This is a genomic window from Caulobacter sp. GW456-12-1-14-TSB4 (genome assembly GCF_059424195.1).
In genome coordinates, this window is record NZ_JBWKZF010000033.1 from 48,329 (window position 1) to 61,737 (window position 13,409).

Sequence of the window (13,409 nt, forward strand, 5' to 3'; positions counted from 1 at the left end):
CTTATCCCCGCGAAAGCGGGGACCCAAGCCGAGCCAGCAGAGGGCGGCTCGGCCGCGCCATCGTCTTGACCGTCAGTTTGGGTCCCCGCTTTCGCGGGGATGAGCGGGTGAGGGCAGGGCGGGAATGACGGAGCCTGGTGGCGCGCAAACAAAAAGCCCCGGCGCTGGCCGCGCCGGGGCTTCATGCTTCACTCTGTAGGAAGCCCTACCGCACCGGCGTATCCGCCAGCACCGAGGCCCCGCCCGGCGCGGCCCGCAGGCGGGCCTTGGCCATCTCGTCCAGGATCGCCTGGGAGCGCGGATCGCCCAGCACCCAGGCGGCGGCCGCCAGGGTCTTGGCCGAGGTCTCCGAGACGCCCAGGAAGCGCTCGAAGGCCTCGAACGGCGAGGTCCCGCCGTCCATGCGCTTGAGGCGCACGTCGCCCTTCAGCTTGGCCAGCGCCTTGGCCTTGTCGACGGCGTCGTAGAAGCCGCCCAGCTCGTCCACCAGGCCCAGCTGCTTGGCCTGCTCGCCGGTCCAGACGCGGCCCTTGGCGATCTCGCGCACGCGCTCGGGCGGCAGGTGGCGACCCTCGGCTACGCGGCTGACGAAGCCGGCATAGATGCGGTCCATCCAGCCGGCGAACTTGGCGCGCTGGTCGGGGGTGAAGCCCTGGCCCTGGCCGAAGGCTTCCGAATAGTCGCCGCCGACGTGCAGGGGCTTGGTGTCGACGCCGAAGCGGGCCAGGGCGTCGCCGATGGCGAACTTGCCGCCATAGACGCCGATCGAGCCGGTCAGGGTCGAGGGCTGGGCGACGATCGAATTGGCCTGGCTGGAGATCCAGTAGCCGCCGGACGCCGCATAGGTCCCCATGCTGACCACCACCGGCTTGCCGGCCGCCTTGGCGTTCTTCACGGCCGCCAGGATCTGCTCCGAGGCGGTGTCCGAACCGCCGGGCGAGGAGACGCGGAAGACGATCGCCTTGACGTCCTTGTCGTCGGTCGCCGTCTTGAAGGCCTGGGCCACGTTGTCGGAATAGACGTTGCTGTCGCCGCTGAACGGCGAGCCGCCGCCGTCCGCGCCGGTGACGATCGCGCCCTCGGCCCCGATCACGGCGATGGCCGGGCCGGTCTTGACGGTCGGCGGCTTGGAGCGCGACGCATAGTCGTCGAAGTCGACCAGCTTGGCCCCCTTGCCGGCCTTGTCGAGGGCGAAGGCCTGGATGTCGCTGACCTGACCGACCTTGTCGATCAGGCCCTTCTCCTGGGCCTCCTGGGCGCTGTACGGGCCCGCCTCGAGGGTCTTGGTCAGCAGGGCCACATCACGCTTGCGATCGACCGCCGCGCTGGCCAGGGCCGTGCGGTAGACCGAGCCCATCCACGACAGCGTCGATTCCCGGTGGGCCGGGGTATAGTCGCTATAGAGATAGGGGTTCACCGCGTTCTTGTACTCGTAGCGTTGCTCGTACTCGGCCTTGACGCCGTACTTGTCGAAGAAGCGCTTGAAGAACATCGACTCCGACGAGATGCCGACCGCCTGGAAGCTCGAGTCGGGCTGCATCCAGAACTCGCTGGAGGCCGCGCCCAGCATATAGGTCGAGGTGACCATGCCGGACGGATAGAGGCCCTGGCTGTGGGCGTAGATCGGCTTGTCGCCGGTCTCGCGGAAATGCTTGAAGGCCAGGCGCAGTTCGTCGGCCGACGCCGGGGTCATGCCGCCCTCGGGCAGGCGCACCAGCACGGCCTTGACCTTGTCGTCCTTCTCGGCCCGCCGCAGCGTCTCGATGATCGACATCACCGAATCCCCGCCGCCGCCGAACGCGGCGAAGGGGTTCTTCGGCGCCTGGTCCGTCAGGCCGCCGCGCAGGTCCAGCTGCAGCACGGTCTGGGCGGGGACGGGCGCGGGCCGCGCCGCGCCGGCGGCCATCACGATGAGCAGGAAGGGCACCCCGACCACGAACAACAGAAGGCCGACGAAGACGCCGGCGACGGTCAGGAAGAACTGCTTCATCGGAAGTCCTGTGAGCGAGACAGGCGGCAAGTTAACCACTGTTCGCGTTGCGACCAAATGAACAGCGCGCATCGCCAGGCGGTTCCGGCGAGTCGCAAGTCAGGCGCCGCTTTCGCGGCGCCTAAACTTATGAATTTTGGGCTGTTTTCCCGCCTCTGGTTGGCGGGGAGGAAATGGTCGGAGTGGCAGGATTTGAACCTGCGACCCCTGCGTCCCGAACGCAGTGCTCTACCAGACTGAGCCACACTCCGACTTGGAGGCCGGCCTTATAGGGGGCGGTTTCGGAGGGCGCAAGCGCCTTTTTTGAGGTTCGTGTGACGGTCCGAAAAAAGTTCTGAAATGGGATGTTGCATCCATCCGAGTCGTGAGCTATTTCCACCGCCTCGCCGAGCCCTGAGGGGTTTTGCCGTTCCTGCTGGGGAATGGTGTAATGGTAACACTGCGGTTTTTGGTACCGTCATTCTAGGTTCGAGTCCTAGTTCCCCAGCCACTTCCTCCCGGAAATAGTCTGCTCTTCTTCAGAGGCCGCCTTCAGGGCTTGGGCGCGTCCACGCCCCGGACGAGCACCGCCGTGGTTTCCGCGCCGACGTGGCGGTCCTCGGAGATTTCGCGATACAGCGGGCTGTCGAGAAAGCCGCGCGCCGCGGCCTCGTCGTCGAAGGCCAGCATCACCAGCTTGGCGTAGGGCCAGTCGCCTTCCAACACCTGGGGCGCCTCGTCGGCGGCCAGGACGCGTCCGGCATGGCCCGCGAAGGCCTCGCCGAACCTGGCCTGGTAGAGGCGGTAGCGCGCGACGTCGGTGAAGCGCAGTTGCGCGATGACATAGACGGTCATCGTCAGGTCCTCGAACAGTCCTCGTACGCCAGGCGCGCGTGCATACAATCGATTGGCAAGTCGAGATGCGCAACAATCGTGTCGATAGAGCGCTGTTCACGCGCGTCGGAAGGCAAGCGGCGCCGTTTCGAGCGTCGGGTGCGGACAACGTTACGGTATTGGCGCGGGCGTTGCCTGAACTCCGCCAAGTCGAGTTCGCGGTTGCGAGATAGAGGTGCGCGCGCTGGGGTTTAGCCTCGCGAATCGAGGCGTGATAACAGCGTTGTCAGCGATATAGTTGCCGGAAATTAGCGCTGTTGAGCGCGCTCAACGATAGTGAATTGTTACGGGTCTTCACGAATCTGGTCGGAATTTGCCCAAGAACTACTTGTTTTTCTCAGGCTGCCGTGTAATTCCGGATCAAAGGGGAATGGAGTTGTGACGTGGAAGATAAAGCTACCCTAATCGAGCTCACCGCCGAAATCGTGGCCAACTATGTGGCCAATAACGTTACGCCGGTTTCGGAACTTCCTGCGTTGATCCGCGCCACGCACGACGCTTTGGCCGGTATTGGCGCGCCGCCAGCGCCCACGGTCGAGGCCGTGAGCAAGGCGACACCGGCTCAGATCCGCAAGAGCATTACGCCGGAGGCGCTGATCAGCTTCGAAGACGGCAAGCCGTACAAGACGCTGAAGCGCCACCTGACCACGCACGGCATGACCGTGGCCGAGTACAAGGCCAAGTGGGGCCTGCCGAACGACTATCCGACGACGGCGCCCGCCTATAGCGAAGCCCGTTCGGCGATGGCCAAGGCTCTCGGCCTGGGCCAAGGCGGTCGCAAGGGCAAGGCCCCGCGCGGTCGCAAGGGCTGATCGCTCAAAACGATCTGCTAGAATGATGAGAGGGGACGCTGGCGGGCGTCCCCTTTTTTCGTTTCAGGCCGCGTCAGCAGCGTCAGCAGCGTCAGCAGCGTCAGTTTCGTCGGCCGGCTCCAGGGCCAGCACGCGCGCCAGGGTCTCGACCAGGCGGGGAACCTCGACGGGCTTGGGCACCAGGGCGTCCATGCCGGCGTCGGCATAGAGCGTGCGCTCGTGCGTCAGCACGCTGGCGGTGACGGCGATGATCGGGGTGCGCGGGCGGCCGGTGCGGCGCTCGCCCTCGCGGATGGCCTTGCTGGCCTCGATGCCGTCCATGACCGGCATGTGCACGTCCATCAGGATCGCGTCCCAACGCTCCTTCTCCCAACGCGCCACGGCGTCGCGGCCATCGACGGCGAAGCAGCCGTCGACGCCCAGGTGGCTGAGCAGGGTCAGCAGCACGGCGCGGTTGGTCTGGTTGTCGTCGACGACCAGGATGCGCGGCGCGCCGGTCGCCTCCCGCAGCTCGGGCGTGGCGATATCCAGGACGGGAGCGATGGCGGGCGCGGCCTTGGCCATCGGCAGCACGACGGTGAAGCAGGCCCCGCCCTGCGCCGGGGCCGAGAAGGTGATCGAGCCGCCCATCAGCTCGGCCAGGGTCTTGCAGATCGCCAGGCCCAGGCCCGAGCCGCCGGCCCGGCGGGTGCTGGAGCTGTCCAGCTGGGCGAACTTGACGAACAGGCGGTCGCGCTGGTCCTGCGGGATGCCGACACCGGTGTCGATCACGCGGGCGGTCAGGGTCGTCTCGTCGCCCTCGACGATCACCCGCACCGCGCCGGTCTCGGTGAACTTCACGGCGTTGGAGATCAGGTTCGACAGCACCTGGCGCAGGCGCTCGGCGTCGCCCAGGCGCCAGCCGACCGCGCCCGGCGCGACCTCCAGGCTGAAATCCAGCTCCTTGTCGCGCGCCAGGCCGCCATACAGCTGGCGCAGGGCGTCCAGATGGGCGCAGAGGTCGAACGGGGCGGGCTGGATGTCCATCTTGCCCGCCTCGATCTTCGAGATGTCGAGGATGGCGTTGATCACGCCCAGCAGCGACAGGCCCGAGGCGCTGATGGTGTCCAGGCGCTGGCGCTGGTCGGCGGCCAGGTCGCCCGCGGCCATGATCTGGGCCATGCCCAGCACGCCGTTCAACGGCGTGCGGATCTCGTGGCTCATGGTGGCCAGGAATTCGGTCTTGGCCCGGTTGGCGGTCTCGGCGGCCAGCGCCAGGTCCTGGGCCTCGGTCTTCAGGCGGCGGTTCTCGGTCAGCTCGCGCTGGAGTTCGGCGTTGAGGTCGTCGCTGGCCAGGCGCGCGCGGACCTCGCGGCCGACGACGCCGCGCATCAGGGCCGACATGCCGGCCGCCGCGAAGGCGCCGGCCAGGCCGACATAGAGGAACTGGTTGACGCTCTCGGCCGAGACGTAGCGGGTCATCCACAGCAGCCCGGTGATCGCCGCGGTCGCGCTGATCAGCGCCACGCGCCGGCTGGGGGCCGAGGTCGCGAAGACCAGGGCCATCAGCACGAAATAGACCAGCTTCTCGGCCTCGAAGTGCAAGGTCTGGTAGGCCACGGTGTTGATCAGGAAGAGGGCGTTCATGCCCAGGGCCAGCGCTTCCAGCGGCAAGCCCATGATCCGGCCTCGGCGCAGCAGGGCCCAGGCGCAGACGGCATAGAGACAGGCGGTGATCGACAGGCCTTCCAGGACGACGAGCGCCGCGCCCCTCTCGTAGAAGGGGTGGGATAGACAGATCAGCGCATAGTAGATCGAGGTCGCGAACAGGTAGCCGCTCACGATCGGCACATAGGCCTGCATCAGCGCGACCTTCTGCGGCCGCGTGCGCTCAGTTTTCGAAGCGGCCAACACCTGTCCTCGACCTTCCCCTAGGTCGTAACCTTAGCCCAGGACAGGTTAAGCCTTGTTTCGAACCTTGGTATTCAGACGCCGCTGAGCGACAGACCTGGGGCGTCGGGCTGGGTCTGGCCGCCGCCGTTCAGCGGGCGCTGCATCCAGACCAGGTCCACCCAGCGGCCGAACTTGTGGCCCATGTCCGGGAAAACACCCTTCTTTTCAAAGCCCAAGGCCGCGTGCAGGCCGATCGAGGCGTCGTTGCCGCTGTCGCCGATCACTGCGCACATTTGTCGCAGTCCCAAAGCTTCACAATGGGCGATGAGGGCCTCCAGCAGGGCCCGGCCGACGCCCTTGCCCACGGCCTTGGGCGAGACATAGACGCTGTCCTCGACCGCGTAGCGATAGGCCGCGCGCAGGCGGAACGGGCCGGCATAGCAGTAGCCGACCACCTCGCCGTCCAGCTCGGCGACCAGATAGGGCAGGCCGCGGTCCAGCAGGGCGCGACGGCGGATGGCCATCTCGGTCGCGTCCGGCGGGACCTCCTCGAAGGTGCCCAGGCCGTTCAGGACGTTCCAGGCATAGACGGCGGTGATGCCGGCGATGTCGGCGTCGATCGAGGGGCGGATCGTCAGAGGCATGCGTCTTCTTTGCTCCTCCCCTTCCGGGGGAGGTGTCGGCGAAGCCGACGGAGGGGGCTAATGCTGAGATGGCGGCGCCGCCCCCTCCGGCCCGCTGGGCCACCTCCCCCGGGGAGGGGGAGGTGCAAAAATGAGCCGTTAAGCCTTGGTCCAGCCCTTGTCGACCGCCCACACGGCGAAGGCGTAGTCGAGCGCGATCTCTTTCAGGAAATCGAACCGGCCCGAGGCCCCGCCGTGGCCGGCGTCCATGTTGATCTTCAAGAGCACCGGATTGCCGCTGGTCGTGGCCGGCCGCAGCTTGGCCACCCACTTCTCGGGCTCCCAGTAGGTGACGCGCGGATCGGAGAGGCCGCCGGTGGCCAGCACGGCCGGATAGGGCTTGGCCGTGACGTTGTCGTACGGCGAATAGCTGGCGATGTAGTCGTAGGCTTCCTTGTCCTCGAGCGGATTGCCCCATTCGGGCCATTCCGGCGGGGTGAGCGGCAGGGACGTATCGCTCATGGTGTTGACCACATCGACGAACGGCACGGCGGCGATGATGCCGGCGAACAGGTCCGGCCGCATGTTGGTGATCGCGCCCATCAGCAGGCCGCCGGCCGAGCCGCCATAGGCCACCGTGTTGGCCGGCTTGCCGTAGCCGGCCGCGTGCAGGTGCTCGGCGCAGGCGATGAAGTCGGTGAAGGTGTTCTTCTTCTTGAACTTCTTGCCGTCCAGGAACCAGCCCCAGCCCTTTTCCGAACCGCCGCGCGGGCAGGCCGTGGCCCAGATCCAGCCGCGGTCGACCAGGCTGAGGTTCCGGATCGAGAAACTGGGCTCCATGGCGATGCCGTAGCTGCCATAGCCGTACAGCAGCAGCGGGGCCGAGCCGTCCAGCTTGGTCCCCTTCTTCATCAGGATGAACACCGGCACGTTGGTCCCGTCGCTGGCCTTGGCGTTCAGGCGGCGGGTCTCGTACTGGGCCGGATCGTGGCCGGAGGGAAGCTCCTGCGTCTTGCGCAGGGTGCGCGTGCGCTGCGCCATGTCGTAGTCGAACCACTGCCGGGGCGTGGTCATCGAGTTGTAGACGAAGCGGACGGTGTTGGTGTCGTACTCGTAGCCGCCTTCCAGGCTCAGCGCGTAGGCCTGCTCGTCGAAGGCGATGGTGTGGTGGTCGCCATTCGCGGCCGTCACGACCACCTGGTTCAGGGCGTCGACCTTCTCCAGGCGCACGAACCAGGCCTTGAAGGCCATGGTCCCGGAGATCAGGCGGCCCGGTTGGTGGGCGATCCAGTCCTTCCAGTTGGCCTTGCCGGTCGCGCTTTCGGGGGCGGTGACCAGCTTCCAGTCCACCGCGCCGTCGGCATTGGTGCGGATCACCCAGTGATCGTTCCAGTGCTCGGGCTCGTAGCGGACGCCCACCTCGCGCGGGTGGAAGACGACCGGCGTCGCGGTCGGCGTGGCGGCGGGGATGATCAGCGCCTCGCTGGTCTCCTGGTTGCCGCACGAGATGACGACATATTTCTCGGACGCGGTGACGCCGACGCCGATGAAGAAGCCCTCGTCCGGCTCGTCATAGATCAGCACGTCGTCGGCCGCCGCGCCCTTGGCCGGGCGGCGATAGATCTTGGCCGGGCGACCGTTGTCGTCCCGGAAGGTCCAGTACAGCCACTGGCTGTCGGGCGAGAAGCAGAAGTCGCCCGTGGTGCTCTCCACCGGGCTCTCCAGCACCTTGCCGCTCGCCAGGTCCTTCACGTGGACGCGGTAGACTTCCGAGCCCTGCTCGTCGACGGCGTAGGCGTAGAGCTTGTGGTCCGGCGAATGGCTGGCCGCGCCGACCTGGTAGAAGGCCTTGCCCTTCGACTCGGTCTCCTCGTCCAGCAGCACCTGCTCGGCGCCGCCACCCACAGGCTTGCGGGCGTGGATCGGGTGCTGCGCGCCCTTCTCGAAGCGGGTGTAGTACTCGAAGGGGCCATCCTTGGCGGGGACGCTGGCGTCGTCCTCCTTGATGCGACCTTTCATCTCGTCGAACATCGTCGCCTGCAGCGCTTCGGTCGAGGCCAGCATGGCCTTGGTGTAGGCGTTCTCTTCGGTCAGGTGCGCCTTGACGTCGGCCTTGATCAGGGCCGGATCGCGCAGGACTTTCTGCCAGTTGTCGTCCTTCATCCAGGCATAGTCATCGACGCGGGTGCGGCCCAACTGCTCGATCGTCTTGGGGATCTTCTTGGCGACGGGCGGCGTGAGGCGAGCGGCGTCTGAGGACATGGCGGATCCGAAAGCTATTCCAGGGAGGACTGTGGGGGATGACGTAAGCACGGCGGCCGCGCTCGTCACCATCTGTCGCCGGTTCATGAGCAGAATTCCCCCGATCGGTCTCTAACGCGCGACTGCGGCAGAACGACAACTTGCGGCGCAAGAATCCTGTGGTCAAACTCACTTTAGCGTCGGGCGAGTAAGCGTAACCAAGGGGGCGATATGGCCTGGGATCTCTCCGTCGACCTGATCAAGGCGACGGTCCAGATTGAACAGCCGCTAGGTGACGGCACGCGGACGGTCGGCACCGGCTTTCTGATCTCCGACCCGACCCCGGACGGCAAGCCGCGCACCATCCTGGTCACGGCCGCCCACGTGTTCGACAAGATGCCTTCGTTCTCGGCCAAGATCGGCTACCGCATCGAAGGCGGCGACGGCGTCTGGCGCTTCGATCCCGAGACCCTGAAGATCCGCGACGGCGACCATCCGCTGTGGGTCAAGCACCCGACCCGCGACGTCGCGGTCATGGTGGTCGAGGCCCCGCCCGAGTTCGTCAAGGCGGCCATCCCGATCAAGTACCTGGCCCAGGACGACACCTTCAACAAGTACGCGCTGGGCCCCGGCGACGAGATGATGGCGCTGGGCTTTCCGCGCGGTCTGTCCGCCAATCCCGCCGGCTTCCCGATCCTGCGCTCGGGCCGCGTGGCCAGCTATCCGCTGGCCCCGGCGACCAATTTCCCGACCTTCCTGATGGACTTCTCGGTGTTCCCCGGCAATTCGGGCGGGCCGGTGTTCATGGCCGAAGGCGCGCGCCGCCGGCCGGGCGCCAACGAAAGCCAGGAGGTCCAGTTCGTGGCCGGCCTGCTGACCCAGCAGGTCGAGCTGTCGGGCGAGCGCCTGGAGATCGGCATCGTCACCCACGCCAAGTTCATCCGCGAGACCCTGGCCCTGCTGGACAAGGTCCCTGGCGCGCCGGTCACCCAGGCGAAACTGACCAGACCCGAGCCTGCGATCCCTGGGGCGATCCCGGCCGTGGCGACCTCGGCGACGGCGATGGGAGCCTCGCACTAAATCGGAACTGCTTCCGCGCTCCGCCCGTTTCTTCTGCAACGCACAACAACCAGCAAGCAGGAGCGAGCCATGAGCACCAATCGTGTCGAAGGCGCTATCGATAAAGCCGCGGGCGCCGTCAAGGAAGGCGTCGGTAAGGCCACCGGCAACGAACGTCTCGAAGCCGAGGGCGTCGCCCAGAAGGCCAAGGGCGACATCCAGAACAAGGTCGGCAAGGTCCAGGACAAGATCGGCGACGCGATCAAGCACTGAACGCCTGTCTATGACTAGAGAAGCGGCCGCTGGAGCGATCCAGCGGCCGTTTTGTTTGGGCTTAGAGCGCCCCCTCCGTCACGTCGCCTATCGGCGCCGCGCCACCTCCCCCGCAAGCGGGGCAGGAGGGGAGTTCTTCTCCTCACCCGTGAAACGGGGGAGGTGGCGCGATGCGGATACGCATCGTGACGGAGGGGGCGCAGGGCCGTCTCACTTCACGATCGTATCGACCGTCTGCCTCGTCACCGCGTGATACAGCGGCCGGGTCTTGCCATAGATCCGCTTGGCGATCGGCTGCCCCCATTCGCCTTGCGCCATCAGGTCCTTGAACAGCGGCGCGACGAACTTGCGGCGGCCCTGGTCGGTCAGGAAGGCCTCCAGCGAACTCACCGCAGGCTGGTAGCGGTTGGCCACGGCCAGCTCCAGCCAGACGAAGCGGATCTCGCTGTTGCCCTGGGCCGACAGCCCCAGCGCCTTGTCCAGCGCGGCGAGCCGCTCGTCGGTCAGCTTGCGCGGCAGGCTGGCGACGAAGCGGGTGCGCTCGGGCGTGCTCCAGGCCTTCCACTGGGCCAGCGGCGCGGCGCCGCCCTTGGCATAGGCCTGCGCCAGCGCGTCCACCGCCGGGAAGGCGGCCGACTTCACGTGCACGGCGTTGTCCGGCAGCCCGACCTCATAGACCCACTTGTCGATGCCGATCTGCGCTTCCAGCTTGGCGTCGCCCTTGATCAGGTTCTGGCGCAGGTCGGCGACGAAACCGGCCGTGGTCTGGCTCTGGAAAGCGTGGCGGGCGAAGTAGCTCTTCAGATAGGCGTCCCAGCGCGCCCGGCCGACGGCCTTCTCGATCGTGCGCAGGAAGGTCGCGCCCTTCTGGTAGGCGATGTCGGTCATGCCGTCGTCGGGATCGCGGCCGGTCAAATCCAGATGCAGGCGGGTGTCGGCGCCGGTGGGCCCACCCGCGTCGGCGATGGCGGCCTGCAGGTCGCTCCAGCCCAGGTCGGCCAGCATGTCGGCGCGCGGCTTGCCATACAGCCGCTCCATGATCCGGTTCTCGAAATAGTCGGTGAAGCCTTCGTTCAGCCAGAAGTCCGACCAGGTGGCGTTGTTGACCAGATTGCCCGACCACGAGTGCGCCAGCTCGTGCGCCACCAGGCTGACCAGCGAGCGGTCGCCGGCGATGATGGTCGGCGTGGCGAAGGTCAGGCGCGGGTTCTCCATGCCGCCGAACGGGAACGACGGCGGCAGCACCAGCAGGTCGTAGCGGCCCCAAGTGTAAGGGCCGTAGAGGCTCTCGGCCGCGGCGACCATCTTCTCGACATCGACCAGCTCGCTCGCGGTCTTCTTCATCACCGACGGTTCGGTATAGACGCCGGTCCGCTTGCCCAGGGGCGTGAAGGTCAGGTCGCCGATCGCCACGGCGATCAGGTACGAGGCCACCGGCTTGTCCATCTTGAAGCGATAGGCGCGCGACCCGTCGGCCAGCGGCTCGCCGTTGGGGGTGAGCATCTGGGCGCTCATCACCGCCTTCAGCCCCTTGGGCGCGACGATGCGGGCGGTCCAGGTCTGGCGGATGCCGGGGCTGTCCTGGGTGGGAATCCAGCTACGGTTCAGGATCGCCTCGCCCTGGCTGAACAGATACGGGCTCTTCTTGCCGGCCGTCTGGGACGGGGTCAGCCATTGCAGGGCCGCGCCGTCGGGGGCGCTGTCATAGCTGACGATGATCCGCTTGGCGCCGTTCAGCGTCACGGTCAGCGGCGCGCCCAGGATCGGATCGGCCTTGCCGAGCGTCCAAGGCAGGGCCTTGCCCGAGGCGTCGGTGACGCCGTGGATCACCAGGCCCTTGGTGTCCAGCACCACTTCCTTGGCGTCCGGGGCGGCGGCGATGTCGAGCGAGGCCTTGCCCTTCATCTGCTGGGCCTTGAAGTCGGCGGTCAGGTCCAGATCGACATGGGTGACCCGCGCCACCAGCGGCTGAGCGTAGGAGTGGATGTCCCGCGCCTCGGGCGTCTTCAGGATCGCCGGGATGGGCGGCTGAGCGGTTTGCGCCAGCACGGGCGCGGCGACGCCGCAGAGCAGAAGCGACAGCAGGACGGCGCGGGCTTTGGAGGTCATGGATCATCCCTGTGCGAGAGGGATGTTTAATGCGCCCTCCCGAAGCTAGGCGTCCACCTCTTCATAGGTCGCCGCATACGCCACCGGGAAGTTCACCGAGCGGGCGATGAAGCAGACCTTGTGGATTTCGTGGTGGATGGCGTCGGCCTTGGCCAAGTCCGCGCCGCGCTCGACCTTGATGTGCGGCTTGAGCGTGGCGCTGAGGAAGCGACCGGCGCCGTCGGGCGTGCTTTCGCCGACGCCGATCGGCTGGTCCTGGTAGCCGCGCACGACGATCCCGGCCACCGAGGCCAGGTGCAGGTACCACAGCATGTGGCAGGCGCTCAGCGACGACAGCAGCAGGTCTTCGGGATTGTGCAGGGTCGGATCGCCGCCGAGCAACGGGTCGTTGGAGCAGGCCACTGGCGGCTTGCCCGGCGTGGCGATGGTCCAGGTGCGGTCGTAGCCGCGATAGGTCTTGGTGCCGTCGCCCCGGTCGCCGGTCCATTCGATCAGGCTGGTATAGTCGTGCTGCTTGGCCATCACCGTCTCTCCTAGCGTTCTGGGGGCGGAACGTCCTTCAGCCGCGCGGTCATGGCGGCGATCTCGTCCCGGCTCCAGCGCGTGTGTCTGCGGGAGTCGCTGGCGGGGTGGAAGCCCAGGCCGAGTGAAATATGCGGATGGTGATAGGCCTGCTTCGGCCGGATGGGGCGGGGCGCCAGGCCGCCGCCGCAGGTCGGGCAGACGTTCTGGAGGACGTCGCCGGCGCACGTGGCGCAGTAGGTGCATTCGTAGCTGCAGATGCGGACGTTCAGCGCGTTCGGCGGCAGATCGACGTCGCAGAGTTCGCAGTTGGGACGGAGCTCGAGCATGGGCTCAGATAGCCCGCAATCTCATCAGCAGAAATGACGATGATCCCTCGTTTTCCGCCGAGTGTGGCCCTCGCCCTTCGACAAGCTCAGGGTGAGGACCAAGGACAGTTCAGTAGGAAACCTCATCCTGAGCTTGTCGAAGGACGAGGTTTCCGGACCCTCAGGCCCCGTAGATCACCGAGATCGTCTCGGCCACGCAGGCCGGGCGCTCTTCGCCCTCGATCTCGATGGTGCACTCGTTCTTCATCTGCAGGCCGCCCGACTTGGGCTCGGCCGAGAGCAGCTTCTGGCGCATGCGCACGCGCTTGCCGACCCGGACCATGCCGGTGAAGCGGACCTTGTCGCAGCCGTAGTTGATGCCGCGCGTGACGCCTGTGACGCGCAGGATGTCGGCGCCCAGCATCGGGATCAGCGACAGGGTCAGGTAGCCGTGGGCGATCGGGCCGCCGATCTCCTTGGTGGCGCGCTCGACATCGACGTGGATCCACTGGTGGTCGCCGGTGGCTTCGGCGAACAGGTTGACGCGCTCCTGGGTGACCTCGACCCAGTCGGACACGCCGATCTCCTGGCCGACCAGGCTGGCGACGTCGGCGTAGGCGACTTCCTTCATGACTTTCTCTCCCTCGAACAGTTGTTTGATGGATGGCATGGGAGAACGTGCAGAGCAAGTTTTCCCCTCCCCCTTGATGGGGGAGGGGCAGGGGTG

At 66.9% G+C, this 13,409-nt stretch carries 11 protein-coding genes, 2 tRNA genes and 3 pseudogenes; 5 read left to right on the forward strand and 11 right to left on the reverse strand.

Annotated features, from left to right (window positions below; genetic code table 11):
- Positions 1–205: 205 nt before the first annotated feature.
- Positions 206–1,990 carry a signal peptide peptidase SppA gene (sppA, locus tag AC07YH_RS22870; protein WP_494749218.1) on the reverse strand — a complete coding sequence of 595 codons (1,785 nt, stop codon included), beginning with the start codon at positions 1,988–1,990 and terminating at the stop codon, positions 206–208.
- 174 nt (positions 1,991–2,164) lie between these two features.
- Positions 2,165–2,241, reverse strand: a tRNA-Pro gene (locus AC07YH_RS22875).
- A 165-nt stretch (positions 2,242–2,406) separates the two neighbouring features.
- On the opposite strand from AC07YH_RS22875, the gene AC07YH_RS22880 reads away from it, so the two are divergent.
- Positions 2,407–2,480: transfer RNA gene (locus AC07YH_RS22880), tRNA-Gln, on the forward strand.
- A gap of 41 nt (positions 2,481–2,521) precedes the next feature.
- Here the strand turns inward: AC07YH_RS22880 and AC07YH_RS22885 are convergent.
- Positions 2,522–2,824, reverse strand: a complete 303-nt coding sequence (locus AC07YH_RS22885; protein ID WP_494749219.1) for a DUF1330 domain-containing protein — start codon at positions 2,822–2,824, stop codon at positions 2,522–2,524.
- 422 nt (positions 2,825–3,246) lie between these two features.
- On the opposite strand from AC07YH_RS22885, the gene AC07YH_RS22890 reads away from it, so the two are divergent.
- On the forward strand, positions 3,247–3,675 hold the full coding sequence (locus AC07YH_RS22890) for a Ros/MucR family transcriptional regulator (protein WP_494749220.1): 429 nt from the start codon (positions 3,247–3,249) through the stop codon (positions 3,673–3,675).
- Between the two features lie 63 nt (positions 3,676–3,738).
- Here the strand turns inward: AC07YH_RS22890 and AC07YH_RS22895 are convergent, their stop codons facing one another.
- The 3 genes from AC07YH_RS22895 to AC07YH_RS22905 all read right to left on the reverse strand — a co-directional run bounded on the left by AC07YH_RS22895 (position 3,739) and on the right by AC07YH_RS22905 (position 8,519).
- Entirely contained in the window at positions 3,739–5,565 is a 1,827-nt protein-coding gene (locus AC07YH_RS22895; protein ID WP_494749221.1) for an ATP-binding protein, read from the reverse strand.
- Between the two features lie 74 nt (positions 5,566–5,639).
- Positions 5,640–6,191, reverse strand: coding sequence for a GNAT family N-acetyltransferase (locus tag AC07YH_RS22900; protein ID WP_494749222.1), 552 nt, complete (start codon positions 6,189–6,191; stop codon positions 5,640–5,642).
- A gap of 138 nt (positions 6,192–6,329) precedes the next feature.
- Positions 6,330–8,519 (reverse strand): S9 family peptidase, encoded by a 2,190-nt coding sequence (locus tag AC07YH_RS22905; RefSeq protein ID WP_494749223.1) that lies wholly within the window; start codon positions 8,517–8,519, stop codon positions 6,330–6,332.
- Positions 8,520–8,642: 123 nt separating this feature from the next.
- Here AC07YH_RS22905 and AC07YH_RS22910 point away from each other — a divergent pair, with 123 nt between their 5' ends.
- Both AC07YH_RS22910 and AC07YH_RS22915 read left to right on the forward strand, forming a co-directional pair.
- A complete protein-coding gene (locus AC07YH_RS22910; protein ID WP_494749224.1) occupies positions 8,643–9,491 on the forward strand; it encodes a trypsin-like serine peptidase in 849 nt (282 codons plus the stop codon).
- 69 nt (positions 9,492–9,560) lie between these two features.
- Positions 9,561–9,757: pseudogene (locus tag AC07YH_RS22915) on the forward strand (CsbD family protein).
- 73 nt (positions 9,758–9,830) lie between these two features.
- Here the strand turns inward: AC07YH_RS22915 and AC07YH_RS22920 are convergent.
- From AC07YH_RS22920 to AC07YH_RS22935, 4 genes and pseudogenes are all read right to left on the reverse strand, one after another.
- Positions 9,831–9,946: pseudogene (locus AC07YH_RS22920) on the reverse strand (hypothetical protein).
- Between the two features lie 7 nt (positions 9,947–9,953).
- Complete coding sequence (locus tag AC07YH_RS22925) at positions 9,954–11,852, reverse strand: M1 family metallopeptidase (protein ID WP_494749225.1); 1,899 nt, start codon at positions 11,850–11,852, stop codon at positions 9,954–9,956.
- 45 nt (positions 11,853–11,897) lie between these two features.
- Positions 11,898–12,374: an OsmC family protein gene (locus AC07YH_RS22930; protein WP_494749226.1), complete on the reverse strand. Its 477-nt coding sequence runs from the start codon at positions 12,372–12,374 to the stop codon at positions 11,898–11,900.
- An 11-nt stretch (positions 12,375–12,385) separates the two neighbouring features.
- The gene (locus AC07YH_RS22935; protein ID WP_494749227.1) at positions 12,386–12,703 is read right to left on the reverse strand and encodes a DUF1272 domain-containing protein; all 318 of its coding nucleotides are present in this window, start codon (positions 12,701–12,703) and stop codon (positions 12,386–12,388) included.
- Positions 12,704–12,770: 67 nt separating this feature from the next.
- Here AC07YH_RS22935 and AC07YH_RS22940 point away from each other — a divergent pair.
- A pseudogene (locus AC07YH_RS22940) lies at positions 12,771–12,851 on the forward strand (hypothetical protein); the annotation flags it as partial.
- A 12-nt stretch (positions 12,852–12,863) separates the two neighbouring features.
- Here the strand turns inward: AC07YH_RS22940 and AC07YH_RS22945 are convergent.
- A complete protein-coding gene (locus AC07YH_RS22945; protein ID WP_252633584.1) occupies positions 12,864–13,313 on the reverse strand; it encodes a MaoC family dehydratase in 450 nt (149 codons plus the stop codon).
- Positions 13,314–13,409 lie beyond the last annotated feature (96 nt).

Bases quoted from the DNA above. Each gene is read 5' to 3' on its own strand.
- sppA (WP_494749218.1), bottom strand. From the start codon at position 1,990: ATGAAGCAGTTCTTCCTGACCGTCGCCGGCGTCTTCGTCGGCCTTCTG.
- AC07YH_RS22885 (WP_494749219.1), bottom strand. From the start codon at position 2,824: ATGACCGTCTATGTCATCGCGCAACTGCGCTTCACCGACGTCGCGCGC.
- AC07YH_RS22905 (WP_494749223.1), bottom strand. From the start codon at position 8,519: ATGAACCGGCGACAGATGGTGACGAGCGCGGCCGCCGTGCTTACGTCA.
- AC07YH_RS22910 (WP_494749224.1), top strand. From the start codon at position 8,643: ATGGCCTGGGATCTCTCCGTCGACCTGATCAAGGCGACGGTCCAGATT.
- AC07YH_RS22935 (WP_494749227.1), bottom strand. From the start codon at position 12,703: ATGCTCGAGCTCCGTCCCAACTGCGAACTCTGCGACGTCGATCTGCCG.
- AC07YH_RS22900 (WP_494749222.1), bottom strand. From the start codon at position 6,191: ATGCCTCTGACGATCCGCCCCTCGATCGACGCCGACATCGCCGGCATC.
- AC07YH_RS22930 (WP_494749226.1), bottom strand. From the start codon at position 12,374: ATGGCCAAGCAGCACGACTATACCAGCCTGATCGAATGGACCGGCGAC.
- AC07YH_RS22925 (WP_494749225.1), bottom strand. From the start codon at position 11,852: ATGACCTCCAAAGCCCGCGCCGTCCTGCTGTCGCTTCTGCTCTGCGGC.
- AC07YH_RS22945 (WP_252633584.1), bottom strand. From the start codon at position 13,313: ATGAAGGAAGTCGCCTACGCCGACGTCGCCAGCCTGGTCGGCCAGGAG.